At 56.0% G+C, this 24,806-nt stretch carries 20 protein-coding genes and 1 pseudogene; 13 read left to right on the top strand and 8 right to left on the bottom strand.

Annotation, left to right across the window (positions count from 1 at the left end; all coding sequences use genetic code 11):
- Positions 1 to 38: 38 nt before the first annotated feature.
- Positions 39 to 2,474, bottom strand: a complete 2,436-nt coding sequence (locus tag EII14_RS05385; RefSeq protein ID WP_124931534.1) for a tyrosine-protein kinase — start codon at positions 2,472 to 2,474, stop codon at positions 39 to 41.
- A gap of 207 nt (positions 2,475 to 2,681) precedes the next feature.
- Here EII14_RS05385 and EII14_RS05380 point away from each other — a divergent pair, with 207 nt between their 5' ends.
- The 7 genes from EII14_RS05380 to EII14_RS05345 all read left to right on the top strand — a co-directional run bounded on the left by EII14_RS05380 (position 2,682) and on the right by EII14_RS05345 (position 11,723).
- Complete coding sequence (locus EII14_RS05380) at positions 2,682 to 3,722, top strand: type I asparaginase (protein ID WP_124931533.1); 1,041 nt, start codon at positions 2,682 to 2,684, stop codon at positions 3,720 to 3,722.
- Positions 3,719 to 4,807: an ABC transporter substrate-binding protein gene (locus tag EII14_RS05375; protein WP_158608332.1), complete on the top strand. Its 1,089-nt coding sequence runs from the start codon at positions 3,719 to 3,721 to the stop codon at positions 4,805 to 4,807. The genes EII14_RS05380 and EII14_RS05375 overlap by 4 nt, the downstream gene beginning before the upstream one ends.
- A gap of 42 nt (positions 4,808 to 4,849) precedes the next feature.
- Entirely contained in the window at positions 4,850 to 5,845 is a 996-nt protein-coding gene (locus EII14_RS05370; protein WP_124931531.1) for an iron ABC transporter permease, read from the top strand.
- Between the two features lie 70 nt (positions 5,846 to 5,915).
- Positions 5,916 to 6,737 (top strand): 5'/3'-nucleotidase SurE, encoded by an 822-nt coding sequence (gene surE, locus EII14_RS05365; protein ID WP_124931530.1) that lies wholly within the window; start codon positions 5,916 to 5,918, stop codon positions 6,735 to 6,737.
- Between the two features lie 43 nt (positions 6,738 to 6,780).
- Positions 6,781 to 7,944, top strand: coding sequence for a lipid-A-disaccharide synthase (lpxB, locus tag EII14_RS05360; RefSeq protein WP_124931529.1), 1,164 nt, complete (start codon positions 6,781 to 6,783; stop codon positions 7,942 to 7,944).
- A gap of 91 nt (positions 7,945 to 8,035) precedes the next feature.
- Positions 8,036 to 9,457 (top strand): pyruvate kinase, encoded by a 1,422-nt coding sequence (pyk, locus tag EII14_RS05355; RefSeq protein WP_124931528.1) that lies wholly within the window; start codon positions 8,036 to 8,038, stop codon positions 9,455 to 9,457.
- A gap of 748 nt (positions 9,458 to 10,205) precedes the next feature.
- Positions 10,206 to 11,723, top strand: coding sequence for an alkaline phosphatase (locus EII14_RS05345; RefSeq protein WP_370241984.1), 1,518 nt, complete (start codon positions 10,206 to 10,208; stop codon positions 11,721 to 11,723).
- Positions 11,724 to 11,882: 159 nt separating this feature from the next.
- Here the strand turns inward: EII14_RS05345 and EII14_RS05340 are convergent, their stop codons facing one another.
- Complete coding sequence (locus EII14_RS05340; RefSeq protein WP_124931526.1) at positions 11,883 to 12,203, bottom strand: helix-turn-helix domain-containing protein; 321 nt, start codon at positions 12,201 to 12,203, stop codon at positions 11,883 to 11,885.
- Between the two features lie 105 nt (positions 12,204 to 12,308).
- A complete protein-coding gene (gene cysK / locus EII14_RS05335; protein WP_124931525.1) occupies positions 12,309 to 13,238 on the bottom strand; it encodes a cysteine synthase A in 930 nt (309 codons plus the stop codon).
- 82 nt (positions 13,239 to 13,320) lie between these two features.
- Here cysK and EII14_RS05330 point away from each other — a divergent pair, with 82 nt between their 5' ends.
- From EII14_RS05330 to EII14_RS05315, 4 genes and pseudogenes are all read left to right on the top strand, one after another.
- Positions 13,321 to 14,271: a serine O-acetyltransferase gene (locus EII14_RS05330; RefSeq protein WP_233569381.1), complete on the top strand. Its 951-nt coding sequence runs from the start codon at positions 13,321 to 13,323 to the stop codon at positions 14,269 to 14,271.
- Positions 14,272 to 14,569: 298 nt separating this feature from the next.
- Positions 14,570 to 15,745: pseudogene (locus tag EII14_RS05325) on the top strand (stage 0 sporulation family protein); the annotation flags it as partial.
- 14 nt (positions 15,746 to 15,759) lie between these two features.
- Positions 15,760 to 16,248 carry a gliding motility lipoprotein GldH gene (locus EII14_RS05320; RefSeq protein WP_124931524.1) on the top strand — a complete coding sequence of 163 codons (489 nt, stop codon included), beginning with the start codon at positions 15,760 to 15,762 and terminating at the stop codon, positions 16,246 to 16,248.
- A gap of 17 nt (positions 16,249 to 16,265) precedes the next feature.
- Positions 16,266 to 16,973: a porin family protein gene (locus EII14_RS05315; RefSeq protein ID WP_124931523.1), complete on the top strand. Its 708-nt coding sequence runs from the start codon at positions 16,266 to 16,268 to the stop codon at positions 16,971 to 16,973.
- A 123-nt stretch (positions 16,974 to 17,096) separates the two neighbouring features.
- Here EII14_RS05315 and nadA read toward each other — a convergent pair whose 3' ends face one another.
- Together nadA and typA are read right to left on the bottom strand one after the other, a co-directional pair.
- The gene (gene nadA / locus EII14_RS05310; protein ID WP_124931522.1) at positions 17,097 to 18,092 is read right to left on the bottom strand and encodes a quinolinate synthase NadA; all 996 of its coding nucleotides are present in this window, start codon (positions 18,090 to 18,092) and stop codon (positions 17,097 to 17,099) included.
- Between the two features lie 45 nt (positions 18,093 to 18,137).
- Entirely contained in the window at positions 18,138 to 19,937 is a 1,800-nt protein-coding gene (gene typA / locus EII14_RS05305; protein ID WP_124931521.1) for a translational GTPase TypA, read from the bottom strand.
- A 722-nt stretch (positions 19,938 to 20,659) separates the two neighbouring features.
- Between typA and EII14_RS05300 the strand changes: the two genes are divergently transcribed.
- Together EII14_RS05300 and EII14_RS05295 are read left to right on the top strand one after the other, a co-directional pair.
- Positions 20,660 to 21,889, top strand: a complete 1,230-nt coding sequence (locus EII14_RS05300) for a site-specific integrase (RefSeq protein ID WP_124931520.1) — start codon at positions 20,660 to 20,662, stop codon at positions 21,887 to 21,889.
- A gap of 5 nt (positions 21,890 to 21,894) precedes the next feature.
- On the top strand, positions 21,895 to 23,058 hold the full coding sequence (locus EII14_RS05295) for a site-specific integrase (RefSeq protein ID WP_124931519.1): 1,164 nt from the start codon (positions 21,895 to 21,897) through the stop codon (positions 23,056 to 23,058).
- A 97-nt stretch (positions 23,059 to 23,155) separates the two neighbouring features.
- Here the strand turns inward: EII14_RS05295 and EII14_RS05290 are convergent, their stop codons facing one another.
- The 3 genes from EII14_RS05290 to EII14_RS05280 all read right to left on the bottom strand — a co-directional run bounded on the left by EII14_RS05290 (position 23,156) and on the right by EII14_RS05280 (position 24,665).
- The gene (locus EII14_RS05290) at positions 23,156 to 23,695 is read right to left on the bottom strand and encodes a ClbS/DfsB family four-helix bundle protein (RefSeq protein ID WP_124931518.1); all 540 of its coding nucleotides are present in this window, start codon (positions 23,693 to 23,695) and stop codon (positions 23,156 to 23,158) included.
- An 81-nt stretch (positions 23,696 to 23,776) separates the two neighbouring features.
- Positions 23,777 to 24,403, bottom strand: coding sequence for a GNAT family N-acetyltransferase (locus EII14_RS05285; protein WP_233569386.1), 627 nt, complete (start codon positions 24,401 to 24,403; stop codon positions 23,777 to 23,779).
- Between the two features lie 52 nt (positions 24,404 to 24,455).
- Positions 24,456 to 24,665: a VOC family protein gene (locus EII14_RS05280; RefSeq protein ID WP_233569380.1), complete on the bottom strand. Its 210-nt coding sequence runs from the start codon at positions 24,663 to 24,665 to the stop codon at positions 24,456 to 24,458.
- Between the last annotated feature and the right edge of the window lie 141 nt (positions 24,666 to 24,806).

Below are 24,806 nucleotides of genomic sequence, written 5' to 3'. Positions count from 1 at the left end.
GGGAAAGTGCGTTAGTGTAAATGCGGCGGCAAGGTCGTTCACCAAAGTTGCCACCATTTGCGCGAGGCCGTCTCGTCGAGGTTGTTGCCGTAGCCGTAACCATAGCCATAGCCGTAGCCATAGCCATAAGTGCGGGCTTTGATGTCGCAATCGTTGATAACGAGACAGATGTTGCCGATTTTGCGCGAGCGATAAAGCTCCGCAACGGCGGGCAGACCGTGTTTGCTCTGCACACCGACACGCATGACAAAGAGGGTGACTTCGGCCACGCGCGACACGATGCCGGCATCGGCCACGGCGAAACAGGGGGTGGTGTCGAGCAGAATGAAGTCGTAGTGTTGGCGAAGGGTGGCGATCATTTGCTCGAAGCGTTCGCTCATGAGCAATTCGCTGACGTTGGGGGGTATAGTGCCTGCGGGCAGGAAATCGACGCCTTTGCAAACGCCGTCGGTGTGAATGATGTCGTGCGGGGCTTCGCTGTCGCCGATAAGGTATTCGGTCAGTCCCTTCTTTCTGCCGTTGGTGAAGCCGGCGGTGAGGTTTTGCTTGCGCACGTCGGTATCGACAAGCAGCACCTTCTTGCCCGTCATGGAGAGGGCAACGGCCAAATTGCGACTCACAAAACTCTTGCCCTGACCGGGGGAGGCGGAGGTGATGAGGAAGACCTTGGCCGTGCGGTTCATGAAGTGAAGCCCGTAGCGCAAAAGACGGAAAGCTTCGGCCGAGGGGCTGTTTTGGTCGGTATCGACGTCGTAGACCAGCGTTTGGTCGGTGGTTTTCTTGACATGGGGCAGTTCGCCGACAATGGGGATGTCGAGGGCGTTCTCCACGTCTTGGCGACCGGAAACGGTGTGGTCGAACAAATCCAACAGCCAGAAGGCGAACGAGGGAATCAGAATGCCGAGCAGGAGGGCAATGAGCATGATGATGCCCTTGCGAGGGGAAATGGGTCGGGAGGCGAAGAGGGGCTCTTCGACCACTCGCACGTTGGCCTCCTCAATGGCGAGTTGAAGGGCGACTTCCTCGCGCTTGTTGAGCAAGAAGGTGTAGAGGGCTTCTTTGAGGTTTTGCTGGCGCACGATGTCAAGGGCTTCGCGCTCCTTGACGGGAATGGCACCGGCCTGCCCGTCGAATCGCGACTGTGTGGAGCGGGCGGCACGGAGTTCGAGTTCGATGCTCTTGACGTGGTTGGCGAGCGAAGTGTTGATGGCACTGCGCAGGGCTTCGAGCTGTCGGTCGAGATCGCGCACGGCGGGGGTGTCGTCGTTGGAATTGACGGCGTAGCGATTGCGGGTGAGGACGAGGCGGTTGTATTCGGTGATCTGCTGTGCGAGTGCGGCGTTGGTAAAGCCGGCGACGGCGGGAATGACCTCTTTGCCCTTGCCGGAGGATCGGAGGTGGTCGGCAAGGAAAGAGGCAACGGAGAGTTCGGTTTCAAGCTCAATGGTTTTTTGCCGGGCTTGTATCGACTGCTGCGTCATGGCGGTGGCGGTGGCGGTGAGATCGACGATGCTGTTGTTTTGCTTGAAGGTGGCCAAACGATGCTCTACGTCCGACAATTCGCGGCTGATGAGGGTGAGGCGTTCGTCAATGAACTCTGCGGTGCGTTGGGCAACGCGATTTTTGTTGTCTACGATGTCTTTTTTGTAGATATTGCAGACTTCGTTGAGCACGTCTTCGGCTCGATGCTTGTTGATGTCGGTGCAGGTGAGCAGGAGGAGCGAACTCTCCTTGCTGTATTCGGCGGCGGTGAGTGCCTTTTTATAGATGCGTGCCGCTATCTCGTTGGAATAGTGGTGTACGACGATGGGCGTGCCCTTGGGGAAGCGTCGGAAAGGCGTTTCTTTGTAGAGGGTGAGCGTGCCAATGGGGGTTTTGGTCTTCACGCCGAAAGGCACTTTTAGTTTGAGGTTTTCCTGCTCGGAAGAGAGTCCGCGAATGCCCTCGAAATCGGTGAGAGTCACGGTGTTGTCGGGGTTGATCACGGCTTCCATCCGGGTGTATCGCTTGGAGGGGCGGTCGAAATGCACGGTAAACGGGCGGTCGCGATAGAGCGCAACGTTGTGCAATCCCTCGCGGCAGGTGTAGTCCACTTCGAGGCCAAGGGTGGCGACGACTTGTTTCATCAGCCGCAAAGAGGAGAGAATGAAGAGTTCGTTTTCAAGATTGTCGCCCACGTTGATGCCGTTGAGTTGCATGAGGGTGTTGAGCGAGTTTTTGGAACGACTCCGCATGCCGCCGTGAGAGGAGTCGGAAGAGGAGTCGATCAAAATCACGGCTTCGCCGCTGTAAACACGATCTTGCATTTGCTGATAGACGTAGCCGGCTATCAGGCTCAACACCGTGGAAAGGGCGAACCAATACCAATAACGTCGAAAAATGCCCCAGCACTTCAAAAGGACGGGGAGTATGTTGGTATCTGAATCAGAGGGCAAATGGGGATAGTCGGGATGTGAGGAAGAAGATTGTATCACGATGGGGCGATTGGTTAAAACCGGCTCGGTCGGCCTTGGTCGGAAAAGAAGGCGGCAGAAAGCGGAATGAAAATATGGCCACAAAGTTACGATATTTTTACATGTTTACAAAAGTTTCGACCATATTCTGAGTCGCGATGCCACTTTCGGCGCGTTGAAGAGGCTATCCCGCAATATTTTTGTAAGTTTGCAGCCTAATCTTCGCTCATGACCTCACCACGCATCCTCATCATCTACACCGGCGGTACGATCGGCATGATGGCCAACCCGGCAACGGGGGCACTCGAAACCTTCGACTGGGAACACGTCAGCAACTGCGTGCCCGAGTTGCAAAGGTTCCACTATCGGATCGACGCCCTCACCTTCGGGAAGCCCATAGACTCCTCGGACATGGAGCCGAAATACTGGGCGCGAATGGTGGAAATCATCGCCGAAAACTACGACCGCTACGATGGTTTCGTGCTTCTGCACGGCACGGACACCATGGCTTTCACGGCATCGGCACTGAGCTTCATGCTTGAAAATCTCGGAAAACCCGTGATCATCACCGGCAGCCAACTCCCTATCGGACAGCTCCGCACCGACGGAAAAGAAAATCTATTGACAAGCATCGAAGTGGCTGCCGCACAACATCCCGACGGGCGGCCGATGGTGCCGGAGGTGTGCATCTTTTTTGAAAACAGACTGATGCGCGGCAATCGCACCACCAAAATCAACTCCGAGGGCTTCAACGCTTTTCGATCGCACAACTACCACTCGCTGGCACACGCCGGCATACACATCAAGTTTGAAGAGCCCTTCATCCTGCGCCGCGATCCGAGCCTGCCTTTCCGCCCACACTATCTGCTCGACAATCACGTGATGATCCTCACGCTCTTTCCCGGCATTCGGGAGGAGGTGGTGGAGAGCGTGTTGTCGCTCCCCTCGCTGCGCGGACTGATCCTCAAAACCTACGGCGCGGGCAACGCTCCGCAAAAGCCGTGGCTCTTCGAGCGGCTCAAAGCCCTCAGCCGACGGGGAGTGGTGATCGTAAACACCACACAGTGTTCGCTCGGCGCGGTAGAGATGGGACGCTACGAAAGTTCGCTGCAACTCATCGAGGCCGGCGTGATCAACGGACACGACATGACGCTCGAATGCGTCGTGACGAAACTGATGTTTTTGCTCGGTCACAACTATTCGGCCGAACGCATCCAACAACTGATGAATACCTCGATTGCCGGCGAAGCCACCCTGCCTTCTTCATGAAACTCCCATTTTTTCTCCTCCTGCTGCTCGCCCTCGCGGGTTGCGCCGCTCCCGACGCCGTCGAGGGCGGCCGTTTGCGCCACGCCACCCTTCTCCACATCGGGCGCGGCGACGATCACTCCGTGGTCACGGTGCGCAATCCGTGGGACACGACGCGCGTGTTGCAACGCTACGTCCTCGTGCCCCACGATGCCCCCTTGCCATCGCCGCTGCCGGAGGGCACGCTGATTCGCACACCGCTGCGCCGCACTCTCTCGCAAAGCAGCGTGCACGCCGCCTTGGCCGTCAGACTGCAAGCCGAACACCGGTTGGCCGGTATCTGCGACGGGGGCTACGTGATCAGCCCGGCCGTGCGCACCCTCGCCTTGACCGACTACGGCAGCGGCATGCAGCCCGACGTGGAGCGCATTGCAGCCGACAGCGTGGACGCTCTGCTGGTGTCGCCCTTTGAAAATGCCGGACACGGCAGCCTCGCGCGGTTGAACATCCCCATCGTGGAATGTGCCGACTACATGGAAGGAACGCCCCTCGGCCGCGCCGAATGGATGCGTTTCTACGGCATGCTGTGGGGATGCGAGGAGCGTGCCGACAGTCTTTTTAGTGCGGAAGAAAAGGCTTATCTCGACCTCCGCCGAAAGGTGGCCGACGGCGCACGAAACCGCCCGACGCTGATGGTAGACCGAAAAGAGGGGGCGGCATGGCACGTGCCGGGCGGCAAGAGCTATCTCGCCGTACTATATGCTGATGCCGGCGCGCACTATCTGTTTGCCCACCATGCCCGATCCGGCAGCGTCGCCCTCAGCCTCGAAAGCGTGTTGGCCACGGCAAGATCGGCCGACGTTTGGGTCATCAAATATGGTGCTTCGGCCAACTTGACCTACGCCTCGCTACTCACCGACAACGCGGCCTGCGAAGCCTTTCGCCCCTATCGGGAGCGGAGGGTGTTTGGTTGCAACACGCTCGCCGTGCCCTACTACGAAGACCTCCCCTTTTCACCCTCGATCCTGCTCGCCGAATGGGTGGCGATGCTCCACCCCGAACTTCTGCCTGCTCATCGGCCGCGCTATTTCTTTCCGCTGCGATAGGGCGGTTGTTTCATCCGATTTTCGTTCTTACCGTTCTGCCTCATGCTCCGCCTCCTCCTGCTGATGCTTCTCGTACTGTTGCTTGCCTTCGCCGACTTGACGGTGGGAAGCGTTTCGCTGTCTTGGAGCGAAGTGTGGCACGCACTACTCGGGCGGCAGACCGACGAGGCAGTGTATTTCATCGTGTGTCGCCACCGCCTGCCGCAGATGCTCACCGCCCTGCTGTCGGGAGCGGCACTCGGTGGCGGCGGACTGATCATGCAAACCCTCTTTCGCAATCCGCTGGCCGATCCCTCGCTGTTGGGCGTCACCGCCGGCGCAGGATTGGGGGCGGCCGTCGCGATTCTGCTCTTTGGCGGAGCAGTGGGCATCGGAGCGGCCACCCTTTCGGGCTTTGCTCTGACGATGAGTGCCTCCTTTGTCGGAGCGGGCGCGGCATTGGTGTTGCTTGTGGCGGCTGCTCATCGGGTGGGGGGAAGCATACGGTTGCTCATCGTGGGCGTGATGCTCTCTTTCATCACCTCGTCGGCCATATCGCTGCTCAACTTCTTTGCCACGGCCGAAGGGGTGCGTTCCTACGCGCTGTGGGGCATGGGCGACTTCTCGTCGGTAGGTGCGGAACGGATCGGTCTCTATGCCGCCGCAATCCTTCCGCCACTGCCGGCCGCACTGCTGTTTGCCAAACCCCTTGACACTCTGCTGTTGGGCGACGACCATGCTCGCTCGATGGGCATCGACGTGAGACGCACGCGCCTCACGCTCCTGCTGATTGTGGGCTGGCTGTCGGCCGCCGTCACCGCCCTTTGCGGCCCGATCGCCTTCATCGGTTTGGCCGCTCCACACATGGCACGCCTGCTCATCCGAACCGCCACCCACCGCCTGCTCCTTCCGGCGAGCCTTGCCTTGGGAGGAGCCACCACGCTCTTCTGTCTTTTGGTAAGCCTGCTGCCGGGTGAGCGCGGCATACTTCCCCTCAACGCCATCACGCCGCTGGTGGGCGCGCCCATCGTTTTGCTACTCATTTTGAAGAGGCGTTGATCGTTCCCTAACATCGGAGCGACGACGTCTTTTTCTCTTTTACGATTATAATATCACATATTTCACAAACATGTCGAAACCTCTCATTCTCATTTCCAACGACGACGGCTATCAAGCCGGGGGCATCCGCGCACTGATTGAGGCACTGCGCCCCGTGGCCGACCTGCTCGTGGTGGCTCCCGACGGCGGACGATCGGGCTTCGGATGCGCCATCACCTCTGTTTCTCCCATCTACAACCACCTTGTTTGCTCCGAAACGGCCGACGACGGACGCGGCAGTCTGGAATTATATGCCTGTTCGGGCAGTCCGGTGGATTGCGTGAAACTGGCCTTCAACATTCTCGCACCGCGCCTCGGACGTCGCCCCGACTTGGTGGTATCGGGCATCAATCACGGCGACAATTCGAGCGTAAACACCTTCTATTCCGGCACGATGGGTGCGGCCTTCGAAGGAGCACACCAAGGTGTGCCGGGCATCGGTTTTTCGCTCTGCGACCACCACTCGCGAGCCGACTTCACCCCTTGCATCGCCCCCATTCAACAGATCGTACGCAAAGTGTTGGCCGAAGGACTGCCGCCCTTCACCACGCTCAACGTGAACTTCCCCTTGGCCAAAGCCTTTAAGGGCATACGCATGTGTCGCATGGCGCGCTCGCGCTGGACGGAAGAGTTGGTAGAACAACACCGACCCGTCACGCGCACTCCCTATTACTGGCTCACGGGAACCCCCGTGGAACTCGAACCCGACGCTCCCGACACCGACCGCCGTGCACTGGCCGACGGATACATCGCCATCACGCCGCAAACACTCGACGTCACCCACTACGGACTGCTCGACACATGGACACCTCCTGCTCTCGATACCGACACTCCGACGACCGAAGAAGCATGACCCTCTTGCGCCACCGAACCTCCGTCTTTCATCCTCCAATCCCATGCGCTATTTCATCATAGCCGGCGAAGCCTCCGGCGACCTCCACGCCTCCCTACTTATCCGCGCCCTGCGCCAAAACGATCCCGAAGCCGAATTTCGAGGTTTCGGGGGCGACCTCATGGCCGCCGAGGGCATGACACTCCTGCGCCACTACCGCTCGCTGGCTTTCATGGGCTTCGTGCAGGTGGCTCTCCATCTGCCCGACATTCTCCGAGGCATGGCCGAATGCCGGCGCGCCATTGAGGAGTGGCGGCCGACGTGCGTGATTTTGGTAGACTACCCCGGTTTCAATCTCCGCATCGCCCGTTGGGTCAAACGCCACAACATCTGCCCCGTGTTCTACTACATCGCCCCAAAAATATGGGCATGGAAGGAAGGGCGCATCGACGCCATTCGCGACAACGTCGATCGCGTGCTCTCCATTCTGCCCTTTGAAACCGAATATTTTGAACACCGCCACCACTACCCCGTATCCTACGTGGGCAACCCCTCTTTCGACGAAGTCGAGGCCTTTCTTGCCACACCGCCCCCCTCGCGCACAGACTTCTGCCATGCCCACCGGCTCGACCCCTCACGCCCGATCGTAGCCCTGCTGGCCGGTTCGCGACGGTCGGAAATCGCCGCCAACCTCCCCCCGATGCTGCGCGCCGTGCGCCTTGCCGACCCCGACGGACGCTGCCAAATCGCCGTGGCCGCCGCACCCGGCACCGCCCCCGAAACCTACGCCCCACACCTGCACCAAACGCCCGCCGTGCTCCTGCGCGACGCCACCTTCCCCCTCCTCGCACACGCACACGCCGCCCTCGTCACAAGCGGCACCGCCACCCTCGAAACCGCCCTCTTCGGCGTGCCCCAAATCGTGTGCTACCACCTGCGCGGCGGACGCCTCGTCAATCTCCTGCGCCCCTACTTCCTCAAATGCCGCTTCATCTCCTTGGTCAATCTCATCGCCGACCGCGAAGTGGTGCCCGAACTCATCGCCGCCGACATGCACCCCACACACATCGCCCGACGACTCGCACCACTGCTGACCGACGACTCGCCCGAACGCGACGACCAACTGCGCGGCTACGCCTTGCTCCGACACCGCCTCGGACAAACCGGCGCACCCCGACACGCTGCCGACGAAATTGCGCGCCGCCTGAAACAAGCCGACGAAGCCTGACACATTTTCCGACGTCACATTAGGCCAAACCGCCAATAATTCATACCTTTGCCTCCAAATTCACCCACCTTTTATTTCCGCTTTTTCCGCCATGTACAAAAAGACCAAAATAGTCGCAACGATCTCCGACAAACGTTGCGACGTGGAGCTTCTCCAAAAACTCTACGACGCCGGCATGAATGTGGTGCGCCTCAACACCGCCCACCAAGACCACGAAGGCATGAAGCGCGTGATCGACAACGTGCGCGCCGTCAGTGAAGACATCGGCATCCTCGTCGACACCAAAGGTCCCGAAGTGCGCACCACCGTCTGCCAAGAGCCCATCAATTTCGTCAAAGGCACCACCGTGCACGTCGTGGGCGACCCCGACCGCATCACCACCCAAGAGTGCATCGCCGTGACCTATCCCCACTTCGTCCACGACCTGCGCGTCGGCTCCCACATTCTCATCGACGACGGCGCACTCGGTCTGATCGTCTACGGCAAAGAGGAAGAACACCTCGTCTGCACCGTCGAAAACGATGCCGTCCTCAATTCGCGCAAAAGTGTCAATGTGCCCGGCGTGCGCATCAACCTCCCCTCACTCACCCCCAAAGACCGCGACAACATCATCTTCGCCGTCGAAAACAACCTCGATTTCATCGCACACAGTTTCGTGCGCTCCAAAGAAGACGTGCGCGACGTGCGCGAAATCCTCAGCGAGCGAGGCAGCAACATCCGCATCATCGCCAAAATCGAAAACCAAGAAGGCGTAGACAACATCGACGAAATCATCGAAATGGCCGACGGCATCATGGTAGCCCGAGGCGACCTCGGCATCGAAGTACCCGAACAATTCATACCCGGCATACAGCGACGCCTCATCGACAAGTGCATCCGCGCACACAAGCCCGTCATCGTCGCCACGCAGATGCTCCAAAGCATGATCACCAACCCGCGCCCCACGCGCACCGAAGTCACCGACATCGCCAACGCCGTCTACTCACACACCGACGCCCTCATGCTCAGCGGAGAAACCGCCTACGGAGAATATCCCGTCAAGGCCGTCGAAGTCATGGCCAATATCGCGTGGCAGGCCGAAAAAGACCTCATCGCCAACGGCGGAAAAATCGACATTCCGCTGCCCGAGCAACCCTCCATCACCGAGTTCTTCGCCAAAGAAGCCGTGCAAGCCACACAACTGATGAACCTGCGCGCCATCATCCTCGACAGCCTCACCGGACGCTCCGCACGATTCGTATCCTCATACCGAAGCAAAAACACCGTGCTCGCCCTTTGCAATCGCGACGAAACCGTGCGCCACCTCGCCCTCAGCTACGGCGTATACGCCATGCACATGCCCGAAGAAAGCACCGGACACGAATTTCTCCAAGTAGCCCTCCGATACCTCCTCGAAAAGCGCATCATCACACACGAAGACCGCATCGTATTCCTCGGAAGCCACCGCAAGGAGCAAAGCACAAGTTTCATGGAACTCGACGAAGTGAGCGACCTGCTCGAACTCGAACAATAACCCCTCACCACCGAAAAAAACACGCGGCCGACACGCCGCAACCACACATCCCTCCACACATCGACAAGCACCCCGCCCGCGCGAGGTGCTTTTTTTCGTATCCCCCACACCTGCGCCCACCACTCCTGCCGCCATCTCCATGCTTCCCTCCCGACACCCTCACATCCCCCTCTGCCGCCGCATCGCCACAAACTCAGAGGTAGAAAATTCTGCACCGCGGTGCAGAATTTTCTACCTCCAATCCAAAAAAATCCGCCTCCTATCCCTTTCCCCCTCAATCCGGTTCTGCACATTTCTAATCGAAAGACAATGCTTCAAGCATCTTGTCTGATTTTACCCTTGCAACAAAAATCCGCCCTGCGTACCCGGTTGAAATTTAACCCGACATCCGACGGAAATGACCATAGTAAGATTGTAGTAATTCACATTGCAGCTTTTGCCGTCTTCCGCAGTTGTACGGAAATTCCGAACAACTGAATTTGCGTCCAATTCCCTTTCATCAAAAATTTTGTTGATGTGTTCGCTTATCGCTGACTTGGATTTATTAAACAACTCACACATTTGGCTTTGTGTCAGCTACACCGTTTCCTTTTCAAAACGAACCTCAACATTTAATCTGTCCGTTTTGTGATCTACCTCCTTCCCCGATGTGTGACGAAGCAAATACAAGTTTAGCTCAACCCGACTCAAATAACCGCCGTGCCCGACCGTTTTTTTTTGCAACCCCCGACAACGAAACTACGAAAAAATGCGTACCTTCGCACCGGCGCAACGCATTCTCCGCCTGCGCCGCAATCCCCAAACCACTCATCGACAAATAAAAACCACCTCAACCCTTCACAACATGAAACGCATATTTCTCTCCCTCCTCTTCGTCCTCGCATCGGCCGCCGCCCTCGCCCAGCAAACCCCAAAATACGTGTTCTACTTCATCGGCGACGGCATGGGCGTCAATCAAGTGAACGGCACCGAAACCTACCTCGCCGCCCGACAAGGACACATCGGTACACAACCCCTCCTCTTCGCAGGATTTCCCAACACAGGCCTCGTCACCACCCAAAGCCACAGCCACGGCATCACCGACTCCGCCGCAGCCGGCACCGCATTGGCCTGCGGACACAAAACCTACAACAACGCCATCGGTCTGCTCACCGACAGCCTCACTCCCATCACCTCCGTGGCCGTGTGGGCGCGCGAGAGCGGAGCCGCCGTGGGCATCGCCACCAGCGTGAGCGTGGACCACGCCACACCGGCCTCCTTCTACGCACACCAAAAGCACCGCAAAAAATACTACGAAATCGGACAAGACCTCACCCGATCCGGCTTCGACTTTTTCGGCGGAAGCGACTTCCTCAAACCCGACGACCCCACCCCCGGAGCACCCGACCTCTACCAACAATCGCGCAACGCAGGCTACACCATAGCCAGAGGACGGGAAGACTTCATCAAAAAACGCGACAAGGCCGAACGCATCATTCTCCTGCAAACCGAGCAAGCCTCGCAACGCGACCGCTCATCGCTGCCCTACGCCATCGACCGCACCGAACAAGCCATGACGCTGACCGAAATCACACAATCGGCCATAGAATTTCTGATGAAGAAAAACGCCCAACGCTTCTTCTGCATGATCGAAGGCGGAAAAATCGACTGGGCATGCCACGCCAACGACGCCGCAACCGCATTCGAGGAAGTCATCGACTTCGACAAAGCCATAGGCATCGCCTACGACTTCTATCGCCAACACCCCGATGAAACCCTCATCGTCGTCACCGCCGACCACGAAACCGGAGGCCTCGCCTTGGGCAACAGCAACTACATTCTGCGCACAGACCTCCTTGCCCATCAACGGCTCAGCAGCTACGATTACAGCCGACACCTGCTCGAACTGCGCGACAAAATGGGCAAAGACTTCGACTACGACGTCGTCAAACGCGACCTCGAAGAACACTTCGGCTTCTGGCGAACACTCCAACCCACCCCCAAGCAAGAGCAACAACTCAAAGAGGCCTACGAAAAGATGATGAAGAAAGCCGACAAGAAATCGGCCTCCCTCTACTCCACCGAAATCGAACTGGCCGACCTCGCCAAACGCATCCTCAACCACCACGCCAAGATCGGCTGGTCGTCCGGTCTGCACACCAACGGCTACGTTCCCGTCTTCGCCATCGGAGCAGGAGCCGAACACTTCCGCGGACGCATCGACAACACCGAAATCCCCCGCACCATAGCCCGACTGGCCGGCTACAAAATGCCCGAAAAACAATAACGCCAAAGGCAGAACCGCCAAAACACAAATTCCGCAAACCGCGCTTTTCATCTTCGCAGAAAACACGGTTTGCGGAATTTACGTTTCTCCCCTCTCGTCGCGCCCAAGGCGGAAAGGCTATCGCTCGAAATCGGCATAAACGCGGAGAGTATTCATCGGTCATTCTTTTTTGGAGGCGCGGAGGCGCGGTTTGAGCGCAAGGTCTTGCAGCCGCCGTCCGATTTCGTCCTGTCGGGCGAGGGCAAGAATGTCGTCGTCGAGCTGCAAGGCATAGAGCACACGGAGATAAATGCCGATGGACACCGTGGGCACACCGCGCTCAATGCGCGAAACGGTGAGCGGCGAGCAGGTGGCACGCTCTGCGATTTGCGCCACGCTCAGATTGCGCCGCAAACGAGCCAACTTGATCTGCTCGCCCACGATCTGCATCTTTTGTTCGAGTTTTCGGGGCAAATTCGTCCCCATCGTTGCTTTACTCATACGTTCAACCTATCATATAATACGCAAAAATAGGCATTTCTCGTCACATAAAGACAAGTTATGCCTGTTTTTCTTATCGACCAACGTGCGGTGTATCTGCGGCGTTCAATCGAACAGCGGGGTCGAAAGATAACGCTCGCCCGTGTCGGGCAGGAGAACGACGATGGTTTTGCCGGCGTAGTCGGCCTCTTTGGCCAGCGACAAAGCGGCGGCAAAGGCCGCACCCGACGAAATGCCGACCAACACACCCTCGGTGCGCGCCAACAGACGGGCATGCTCGAACGCCGCATCGTTGCTCACCGACACGATGCGATCGACCACCTCCGGGCAGTAGTTGCGCGGCACGAAGCCCGCGCCAATTCCTTGAATTTTGTGGGGCGAGGGCGCGCCGCCGCTCAACACGGGCGAGGACTCAGGCTCGACGGCCACCACCTGCACGGCCGGATTGTGGGACTTCAACCCCCTGCCCACACCCGAAATCGTGCCGCCCGTGCCCACGCCGGCCACGAAGACATCGACCCTTCCGGCGGTGTCACGCCAGATTTCTTCGGCCGTGGCGGTTTGGTGGCGCAAGGGGTTGGCCGGGTTGTCAAACTGCCCCAGCGTCACCGCCCCCTCAATGGTCTGCCGCAGTTCTTCGGCCTTGGCAATGGCACCCTTCATGCCCTCGACACCGGGCGTGAGCACCACCTCCGCCCCGTAGGCCGCCACCAGCCGCCGACGCTCGATGCTCATCGTTTCGGGCATGACCACAACGAGGCGATAGCCCCTGACGGCAGCCGCGAGGGCAAGCCCCACGCCGGTATTGCCGCTCGTCGGTTCGACGATGGTGCCGCCCGCGCGCAATGTGCCGGCGGATTCGGCGGCGACTATCATGGCCTCGGCAACGCGGTCTTTGACCGATCCGGCCGGATTGAAAGACTCGACTTTGAGCAGAAGGCGCGCTTTCAGCGACAAGGCGGTCGCCACGCGATTGACCTCGACGAGGGGCGTGTTGCCCACAAGGTCGAGTATGGAAGATGCGATTTTTGACATGTTGTTTCTGATTTATTGTGAACGACACGCGCGGGCTTTCGGGTAGGAATGCGTACCTTTGCCCTCTGCATCGCTCATGTCGGTGCAAAGGTACGCAACGCGCCACAAAGTCGAAGCTCCCTCCGTCAAAATAATTCTCAAAATCGCCGACATCGGCCGGCACAACCGCCCTTTCCCCATGCTACACACCCTCACGCCCGACCACATCGCCCGCCTCACGCTCGACCTCTCGCAGCCCGATCCGCACATCCCATCGGTCGAAACGGCCGGCATCGTCCCTGCCCGTCTCGAAGAAGCGATGAGTCTGTTTCGCGACCTCGTCTTTTCGGGCTATTTCACGGCACGCCCCACCGTGGAGTGCCTCTCACAGCTGGCGCGCATCCTTTGCGAACAAATCGAGGTAAGCCTCTGCGTGAACGGTCGCGAAGACTGCGCCCGCACCCTCACCGCCCGTTTCATGGACACCATACCCTCCCTGCGCCGCACGCTCGGGCGCGACGTGAAAGCCATGTTCGACGGCGACCCGGCGGCCGTGAGTTTTGAAGAAGTCATTCTGTGCTATCCCGCCATCCGTGCCATTCTCCACTATCGCATGGCACACGCTCTCCACCGCCTCGGCGTGCCCATTCTGCCGCGCATCATCACCGAATTGGCACACTCCCAAACGGGCATCGACATTCATCCGGCCGCGCGCATCGGTGAGTATTTCGCCATTGACCACGGCACGGGCGTCGTCATCGGCGAAACGTGCATCATCGGGCGCGGAGTGCGCCTCTATCAGGGCGTCACGCTCGGCGCAAAATCCTTTCGCACCGCCCCCGACGGCACCATGCTCAACCTCCCCCGACATCCCATTCTCGAAGACAACGTCGTGGTCTACTCGGGTGCCTCCATTCTCGGGCGCATCACCATCGGGCACGACAGCGTCATCGGTGGCAACGTGTGGCAAACCACCGACCTGCCGCCTTACAGCCGCGTGTTGCAGGGACAATCGCAACACGAACACACCTTCCAAGAGGGCGGAGGCATTTAGACGAACACACCGTGACGACAACCTCCATAAAACCGATGCCGATGCCCTCCACCGAAACGCCGCCGTATCCGGCAGATGTCGCCGCAAACCGCTTTCGGATGTCGCCACGAGCCTTTTGGAAAACACGGCTTCTCATCGCCGAAAAATTTCAACCTATTTTGTCAGCTCCCCGAAAAAGCGTATTTTTGCACAAATCACTATATAAATATACGTGCCCCTCTTTTTTTCGGCGCGCCTCCATTTCCCTCAATCCTCTTTCCAACAGCTCGCCCTCAGAGCTTCAACCATACCTCTCTCCATGTCTGAAAACTACATCACCGACCCTTGTCTGCGAGGTTTCGCGGCCTGCGGCTGCGGCTGTTCCAAGCAGCAGCTCAACACGTTCGACTACATGAGCGACGTGCCGGGCAACAACGACATCTCAGACCTTGTCGAAGTGCAATTCAAGAACACGCGCAAAGGCTACTTCCGCAACGACAATCATCTCGACCTCGTAAAAGGCGACATCGTGGCCGTCGAAGCATCGCCCGGACACGACATCGGCACCGTCACCCTCACAGGATCGCTCGTGCCCCTGCAAATGAAGAAAGCACAGCTCAAAACCGGCACCGAAATAAAACGCGTTTACCGAAAAGCACGACCCGCAGACCTCGAAAAATGGGAAGAGGCACGAAGCCGCGAAAACGACACCATGATCCAAAGCCGGCAGATTGCCAAACAACTCGAACTCGACATGAAAATCGGCGACGTGGAATATCAAGGCGACTGCAACAAAGCCATATTCTACTACATCGCCGACGCACGCGTGGATTTCCGAAAACTCATCAGAGTACTGGCCGAAACCTTCCACGTGCGCATCGAAATGCGACAGATCGGAGCACGGCAGGAGGCCGGGCGAATTGGCGGAATCGGCCCTTGCGGAAGGGAACTCTGTTGCTCGACGTGGGTGAAAAACTTCCAAACCGTATCGACCGGCTCCGCGCGCATGCAAGACATATCGCCCAATCCGCAGAAACTGGCCGGACAGTGTGGCAAACTAAAATGCTGCCTCAACTACGAGCTCGACGTCTACAACGAAGCCCATCGCCATCTGCCCGACCGAAACACGCCGCTCGAAACCCTCGACGCCACCTACTATCATTTCAAAACCGACATTCTCAACGCACGCGTCACCTACTCCACCGACAAGCGCATGGCAGCCAACCTCGTCACCATACCGGCCGAAAGAGCCGTGGCCGTCATCGAGATGAACCGCAACGGACAAAAGCCCGAATTCCTCGACAACGAAAATGCCCCCACGCTCAAAAGAACCGTAGATTTGGCCGAACAAGACGATCTCACACGCTTCGACAAAACGAAACGAAAAAATCGAAACCGCAACCGAAACAACGGCCGCTCACGCAACGGCGACGATTTCAAATCGGGCAGAGGCAACAACGGAAAGCCTCAATCTCCCCCATCCCTCCAAGCCCAATCCTAAGTATTGCCATGCTTCGCCGACCGCTCTTTCTTCTGCTTTGTTCCCTGCTTCTCACCACGGCCTGCCTCCGCGACGAGGTCTATTTTGCCTATCGGTCGGCCGACGTCGAAGGTTGGGACACGGGCGAACACATCGGGTTTACCGTCGACTCCCTCGCCCAAGGCCGCACCTATCACCCCACCCTGCACCTGCGCACCACAGCCGCTCCGGTCTATCCCTTTCAGACGATCGTCCTCATTGTCAGTCAGTCGTGGCAGTTCCCACACCCCTCCGTTTCCCGGCGCGACAGTGTGCTCCACACCGCCGACACCCTCACCCTTCGCCTGATGACCTCCTCCGGACACCCTACCACCGAAGGCCTCGCCCTTCGGCAGTACACCCACCCTCTACCTTCGCTCCGCCTGCCGCGCGGAGCACGCGGCAAAATCGACGTGCGCCACATCATGCGCAAAGAGGTTGTGCCCGGCATTGCCAACATCGGTTACTCCCTGCGATAGTCTCCAAACTCTCTCTCATGCCTCAACGCCTTCTCCTCTCTCTTTTGCTCCTTCTCATCGCGGCGAGCCTCGGCGCGCAGCAGCGCAAAATTCAACACAAGCCTTACATCGACGAGCGACGCTGGCACTATGGTTTTCACATCGGGCTGCACGACCAAAGCCTCCACCTCCGTCCCAACGGCTTCATCGTCCCCGACGGCAGTGCGCAGTGGATGAGCGAAAACGACCGTCAGAACTTCGGCTTCTCGGCCGGTATTCTCGGCGAATGGCGGTTGCACCGAAATTTCGCTCTGCGCCTCACTCCCGGCCTGCACTTCGGATCGAAACACATCACCTTTCGCAATCAAGCCGACGGCCGCGAAACGACGCAAGACATGAAGTCGGCCTACATCGCCGTTCCGCTCGAACTCAAAATCGCCGCCCCTCGTTTCAACAACTTCCGCCCCTACGTCGTCACCGGCCTTACCGGCATGTACGATCTCACTGCCTCCAAAGGCACCCTCGTCCGCACGCGCCCCTTTCAGACTTATGCACAAATCGGCCTCGGTTGCGATTTCTACATGCCTTTCTTCAAGCTCATTCCCGAGCTCAAATTCTGTTTCGGCCTCGCCGACGTGCTGCAAAGGCACCGCCCCGATCTGACCGACCCCTCTCAGCTCGTCTACACTCGGAGCATTGATCGCGCCACTCCCGGCATGGTCATTCTGAACCTCTACTTTGAATAAACCGGCCATATTGCCTGCGGCCGTCGCGCCACACCTTGTGCCAAAGCCCCCAAACGCTTCTCACGTTTGGGGGCTTTGTTGGTTTTGCCTTCCGGCCTACATTTGCGCCGACGGGCAGGAGGTTTACAATCCGAGTTTGCGGCTGATGTCGAGCATGCGCTCGATGGGGCGTATGGCCTTGGCGCAAAGTTCGGGATCGACTTCGACGGCCGGCCATTCGTGGAGGAGGGTGTTGTAGACCTTGCTCAGGGTGATGAGCCTCATGAAGTTGCACTCGTTGCAGCCGCAGGTGCTGTCGTCGGGAGGGACGGGTATGAACGTGCGGTCGGGGGCTTGGCGTTGCATTTCGTGGAGGATGCCGCTCTCGGTGACCACGAGGAAAGTGTCGTGTTCGGACGAAACGGCATATTTCAGCAATGCCGACGTTGAGCCAACGACATCGGCCAGCTTGATGATGGGGGCTTGACACTCGGGGTGTGCCAAGATTTTGGCTTGGGGGTGGAGGCGTTTCAGCTCGATGAGTTTCTCAACGGAGAAGCGTTCGTGCACGTGGCACGCGCCGTCCCACAGCAGCATGTTGCGACCGGTGATGCTGTTGATGTAGGCTCCCAAGTTGCGGTCGGGCCCGAAGATGAGCGGCTGCTCCTTGGGGAAAGACTCCACAATCTCCTTGGCGTTGGTCGAGGTGACGACCACGTCGGTGTAGGCCTTGGTGGCGGCGGTGGTGTTTACGTAGGAGATGACCTTGTGGTCGGGGTGGGCTTTGACGAAAGCGGCAAAGTCGTCGGCCGGACAGCTCTCGGCCAGCGAGCAGGTGGCGTTGAGGTCGGGGATGAGCACTTTTTTCTCCGGACAGAGGATTTTGTTGGTTTCGCCCATGAAGTGCACGCCGCACATCACGATGATGTCGGCATCGGTCGAGGCGGCCTTTTGCGCCAAGGCCAGAGAGTCACCCACGAAGTCGGCGATGTCCTGCAAAACGCCCTCCTGATAGTAGTGGGCAAGGATGATGGCGTTTTTTTCGCGAGCGATGCGTCGTATTTCGCTTTTCAGGTCGATGCCGGGCGGTATGGGCTCGTCGACGTATCCTTTTTCGATCCAAGAGGCTTTGATGTCCATGTTCGGTCGTTGTTTTCGGTCGTTGTGCTGCGTGATGTCGATGCGTTAGATTTTGGCGGCGCGTTTTCGTACGTTGTGGTCGAGCAGAATTTTTCTCAGACGCATGGATTTCGGGGTGACTTCCACGTATTCGTCTTCGCGGATATATTCGAGTGCCTCTTCGAGCGAGAAAACGGTGGGTGGAATGATGCGCGCCTTGTCGTCGGCTCCCGATGCGCGCATGTTGGTGAGCTGTTTGGCTTTGGTGACGTTGATGACGAGATCGTTTTCGTGGATGTGTTCGCCCACGATCTGCCCGGCGTAGACTTCGTCTTGGGGGGAGATGAAAAACTTGCCGCGGTCTTGCAGATGGTCGATGGAATAGGCAAAGGCCGTGCCGCCTTCGAGGGCAATCATCGAGCCGTTGCTGCGGCGCGAGATCTCGCCTTTGAAAGGTTGATATTCCTTGAAGCGGTGTGCCATAATGGCTTCGCCCTGCGAGGCGGTGAGCACGTTGGTGCGCAGGCCGATGATGCCGCGCGAGGGGATAAGAAACTCAATGTCCACGCGCTCGCCCATGCTCTGCATGGAGGTCATTTCGCCTTTGCGGCGCGTGACCATGTCGATCATTTTCGAGGCAAACTCCTCGGGCACGTTGATCATGAGCTCTTCCACGGGTTCGTGGCGCACGCCGTCGATTTCCTTGAAGATCACCTGCGGCTGCCCCACTTGTATTTCGTAGCCCTCGCGGCGCATGGTTTCGACCAACACCGAGAGGTGGAGCACGCCGCGTCCCGACACGACCCAGCGGTCGGTGTCGTCGCCCTGTTCGACGCGCAGGGCGAGGTCTTTCTGCAACTCTTTCTCCAAGCGTTCATTGATGTGGCGCGAGGTGCAAAACTTGCCTTCTTTCCCGAAGAAGGGAGAGTCGTTGATGGCAAAGAGCATCGACATGGTGGGCTCGTCAATGGCAATGGTGGGAAGCGGTTCGGGGTTGTCGAAGTCGGTGATGGTGTCGCCGATCTCGAAGTTTTCCAGCCCGATCACGGCGCAGATGTCGCCGCTCTCCACGGCGGCGGCCTTTTGCCGCCCCATGCCCACGAAGGTTTGCAGTTCTTTGATTTTGGTCTTTTCGGTGGTGCCGTCGCGGTGGGCGATGGTGATGTTCATGCCCTCGCGAATGACTCCGCGGTGCACGCGCCCCACGGCTATGCGCCCCGTGTAGTTCGAGTAGTCGAGCGAGGTGATGAGCATCTGTGGCGTGCCTTCCAAGCGCGTGGGGGCGGGAATGTGTTCCACGATGCGGTCGAGCAGGTAGTCTATGTTTTCGGTCGGTCGGGTGGGATCTTCGCCCATCCAGTTGTTTTTGGCCGATCCGTAGACCACGGGGAAGTTGAGCTGCTCCTCGTTGCCGCCGAGGTCGAACATGAGGTCGAACACCATTTCGTAGACCTCCTCCGGCCGGCAGTTGGGCTTATCAACCTTATTGACCACGACGATCGGTTTGAGTCCGATCTGCAAGGCTTTCTGCAACACAAAGCGCGTTTGCGGCATCGGCCCCTCGAAGGCGTCGACCAACAGGATGCAACCGTCGGCCATGTTGAGCACGCGCTCCACCTCGCCGCCGAAATCGCTGTGTCCCGGCGTGTCGATGATGTTGATTTTGGTGCCTTTGTAGTCGATCGAAACATTTTTCGACAAAATGGTGATGCCCCTTTCCCGCTCCAAGTCGTTGTTGTCGAGCATGAGCTCTCCGGTTTGTTGGTTGGAGCGGAAGAGGTTTCCGGCCAACAGCATTTTGTCGACAAGGGTCGTTTTCCCGTGATCGACGTGGGCAATGATGGCTATGTTGCGAATGTCTTGCATATCAATATGAAAAGTTGAGTTCTGAGGAACAAAAGTACGGAAAAGGGGTGGGCGAACAAAGAAAAAACGCCGCCTTTTGCCGCCGAAGCCGTCTGATGCGGGCAAAACTTACTTTTCACCTGACAATCGCCCCCTGTTTGCTCCCCCGCGGCCGCGCCGACCGCCTGCGGCAGAAAGACCGGCAAACGAAACGAAAGAACACGCTCCCCGTTCCCCAAAACCTCCTCCCGGCCAAGAGAAAAACACGTTCAAATCAAAAGGAAACGCCCGGAACGCAAATGAGGCGCATTCTCAAATCAAAGAAAGATTCTCTCAGCCCGGAGGCCGTTTTTTTTTAGCTCAGAGGAAAAAAATTTAGCTCTGAGGTAGAAATTTTTAGCTCAGAGGTAGAAATTTTTAGCTCAGAGGGAACTATCAGAGGAAAGGGCATTAGAGAGAGGAAGAGAGGTAAGTAAATGGAAATGAGAGTGATTTGCGCCATGTCTCGGTGGTTTGCATTGAGGGATAAAGTGCAGAAGATGTGGATTTATGCAGAAGTTCCGTTACTAAATCGTTAGTCTATTCCTTGAATGGTAACGAAGAGGTAGGAGAAGGTAACCGACAGAAGAGTGTTCGGTAACTATCCTTTCTGTCATTACGGTGCTTATGCTTTGTAACACAAGGTTTTACATAGCTGAAAACGCTTCGATAACGGGTAACTTTGCCCATAAAAACAGAAGCGTATGCAAACAGACAAATTCAAGGTTTTGCTCTACCTGAAAAAGAGCGGATTGGACAAGTCGGGGCAAGCTCCGATAATGGGGCGGATAACGTACGGGCGAACCATGGCGCAGTTCAGTTGTAAGCTATCGTGCGACCCCAAGTTATGGAATGCTCGTGAGAGCAGACTAAACGGCAAGAGCCGTGAAGCGGTGGTAACGAACGGCAAGTTGGAACGTCTGCTTCTCTCGGTGCAGTCGGCTTATAGAGTTCTTTATGAGCGAGGGATTTTCTTTACAGCGACAGACATCAAAGAGCAGTTCCAAGGAAGTATGCAAACTCAAATCACCTTTTTGGAACGATACGACCGAATGGTCAAGGAGATGGAGCAAAAGGTGGGTGTAGAAATAAAGGCGACGACTTTAAACAGTTACTACACTACTCGTAAACACTTGCAAGCCTTTGTCTGTGAGAAGTACCACACGACAGATATTTCTTTCGGTCAGATTGAAGAAGATTTCTTGGAGTGCTTGCAACATTACTCTGTCGGAAAGTTGGGACATTCGCAAGGTTATTATCGTAAGATGGCTTTGGCGGTGAAGAAAGTCTGCCGTTTGGCATATCGTGAGGGCTTGACAGAGCGACAACTATTCGCTCACGTAGAAATAGAACGAGGTGAGAATAAACAACCTCGTGCTTTGGACAGAACTTCATTGGATAAGTTGAAAGCCTGGACTTTTGAGCCGTATGAAGTGGAGTTGGAAACAGCTCGTAATCTCTTTCTCTTTTCCTGCTTTACGGGTGTTGCCTATTGCGATATGGTTGCCCTTAATCGGGAACACCTCTTTACGGATGATGAGGGAGCTTTGTGGTTGAAGTTCCGCAGACAGAAGACCAATACCCTTTGCCGTGTGAAGCTCCTATCCGAAGCGGTGCATTTGATAGAGCGGTATCAATCTGACGAACGTGCCACGCTCTTTGCTCCCATTGCTTATTCAGTTTACCTTGTTCAGCTCAAAGCCCTGCAACTTCGGGCAGGTATCTCCATTCCCCTTTCGGCACACGTTGGTCGCCACACTTTTGCTACCTTGATTACCTTGGAACGTGGTGTTCCCATTGAAACGGTCAGCCGAATGTTGGGACATAGCAATATCCAAACGACCGAGCGATACGCCCACGTTACCCCGAAGAAACTCTTCGATGAGTTCGAGCGGTTTCTCTCTTTCACTGAAAATCTAACCTTAACCCTATAAGAGCTATGCGCAGTACATTCAAAACCCTATTCTATATCAATAAGAACAAGACTAAAGCGGACGGCACAACGGCAATCCTTTGCCGTATCACCATTGACGGAGCGAACGTAGTGATAACCACAGGCGAAAGTGTCCTTCCTCACGATTGGAGTGTGAATCGAGGAGAGACAACGGACAAGAAGACCAACCAACGCCTGCAAACCTTTCGGGAGGAAATCGAGCAAGGGTACAATACCTTGCTCTATAAATATGGAGCAGTGAGTGCCGAGCTTCTGAAGAACCACCTGCAAGGTATCGGGAGAACTCCGACAACACTTCTTGCTCTTAGTTCGGAGGAACTCAAAGCCCAACGAGAAAGTAAGAGCGAGGGAACGTATAGCAATAATCGGTGTTCCGACAGACAGCTCAACACCTTTGTGCGAAGTCGTGGAGAGGAGGATATTCCCCTAACAGCTCTTGCGACAGACTTTTTTGATGATTACCGTTTTTATTTGAAGAAGGAGGGCTATGCTCCTGCAACGATAAACAAGCATCTCTGTTGGTTGAGTCGATTGATGTATCGAGCTGTCAGTCAGGGAACGATACGCTTCAATCCATTCGAGGGGGCGAAATATGAAGCCGTAGAGCGTAAACCTCGTTTCCTGAGCAAGGGGGAGGTGGCAATGCTCTTGGCATTCCCGTTGCAGGACGAAGGGGCAGAACTAAGCCGAAGGATGTTTCTTTTCTCCGTCTTTACAGGTTTGGCGTTTGCCGACTTGCAGAGCCTGCGAGTTTCGCAAATCGAAACGAATAGCGAGGGGAAGCGGTATATCCGCAAGACACGTCAAAAGACAGAAGTCGAGAGCCTAATCCCACTACACCCGATAGCGGAGCAGATACTTTCGCTTTACACCAAGGAGAAGAGCAAGGAAGATTACAAGATATTCCCTGATACGATGAGCAAGGGCAAACTACTTGCCCATCTCAAAGCCGTGGGTTTGGCGTGTGGCATTCGTACTCCGTTGGGCTACCACGTCGGTCGCCACAGTTTCGGCACGCTGACTTTGGAGGCTGGTATTCCGATAGAAAGCATTGCCAAGATGATGGGACATTCGTCTATTGCCAGCACGCAAATCTACGCCCAAATCACTGACCAAAAGATTGCAAGAGATATGGAGAGGGTGATGTAACAAAGAGAGCAGATAACTTGAATATAGAAAAGAGCTTGTTCCAGTTAATGAAACAAGCTTTTCTTATAGCAAATAATTTATAATGATTTCTTTTGCATTATCCCTTAGATGTTTTGATATGCAATTTTATTTTCTTCATCGCCCAGTCGTAATGGCTGGCAGTTGCCGAAACGCAGTAAGATCCGAGTGGGGAAGTTCCTGTCCAAGCGAGTGCTCCTTTGGCAAAGAGTTCATCGTTGGAGAATTGCTCTATCAGTACCATTACATCTTTGTGGCTCTCTCTTAACTTTGCTTTGGCTTCCTCCAATGGCGTATTTTGGTGCTTCTTCCAAAACTCGACATTCATTGTCGGATAGGTTTTCCAATTATACGGTTCAGGTAAAAATGGCTTACGTTCATCGTTGCTGTTTGCTTTTACCCAATTTAGTAACAACTGATGCCACTCATATAGATGAACAAGAACATCACGCAGGTTTTTATCCCGACTCCAATGTGCTTCTTTACCAGCCGATACCATTTCCTTAGCAAATGTTCTCACCTGTTGTTCCTCGCTCATACTATCAATGAGTTTCCACATTTTCTCGAATTGCCCATTGGCAGATGCAAGTAAATCAACTTTTGTTGTCGCTCGTGCCATATCTTTTTCTTTTAGTTGTTATTCGATTATGAAAGAAAATGGAGCAAATGCCTTTTGTGGGCAATTGCCCCACAAGTTTGATTAAAGTCCATCGTATTCGTTTGAACCACCACCTTCATTAGGTTGTGAAGTAGGTTTTGTTGAACTTTTCTTTACAGTAGCTTGATTATTTCTCCATTCTTCCTGTGTGAGTTTGGTGAAATGCTCTGTGCGAATGTCATTCATCAATGGGACGGGCTTGCTGTATTCTGTATGGCTGTAAGTGAATCCGCATTTCTCTTGCACTCGTTTTGATTTCTCATTGCCATCAAAATATCCGCACCAAATGGTAGTCATCTGCAAATTCTCAAAGGCATATCGAATCAATTCGCTGACGGCTTCGGGAATCAGGCCTTGTCCCCAATATGGCTCGCCAATCCAATAGCCAATCTCACATTCGCTGCCTGTCATCCTTGCGGAGCGAATCTCACTCCTTGCTGTCATGATACCTACGCTGCCGACTGTTTCGCCTGTCTCTTTCAGAACAACAGCGTATGTCTCCGGAGCAGATAACACGCTCTTAATGATTTCGCGGCTGTTCTCTACACTCGTGTGCGGCGGCCAACCTGCGATGGGACCGATATTCGGATTGCAGGCATACTTGTAAAGTGCTTCGGCATCGCTTTCCTGCCACGGTCTTAAAATCAAGCGTTTGCTCTGTAATTCTATATTCCTATTAATAAAAGTTTTTGTCTGCTCTTTGGTCATTGCGTCTGACGAATCACATGATGAGGTTGCCCTCGTTGTCAATCTTCCAAAAAGGATTGTAGGCTACCTCGAACACATAGCCGTCCAAATCCTTGAAATAGCCGCTGTAACCGCCCCAAAACACTTTCTGTGCAGGCTTCACAACGGTTGCCCCGAGCCGTTCGGCTTCGTGCATAACGGCATCGACTTCTTCCTCCGATGTGGCGTTATAGCTGATTGTCATGCCAGAAAAGGATGTCTGCTGATAATTCAGCGTTGTGTCTTTTTCCAATTCTTGAGACCTCTGCAAAATCCTCTTATAAAATTGTCCAATCCGTTCTTTTTCTCGGATTGGACAATTTTGTTTGGAAAATCCCGTGATTTT

Source organism: Alloprevotella sp. OH1205_COT-284, assembly GCF_003859795.1.
Classification (GTDB): domain Bacteria; phylum Bacteroidota; class Bacteroidia; order Bacteroidales; family Bacteroidaceae; genus Alloprevotella.
The sequence above is the reverse complement of the archived record's forward strand: the minus strand, read 5'-3'. Positions and strand labels throughout refer to the sequence as shown.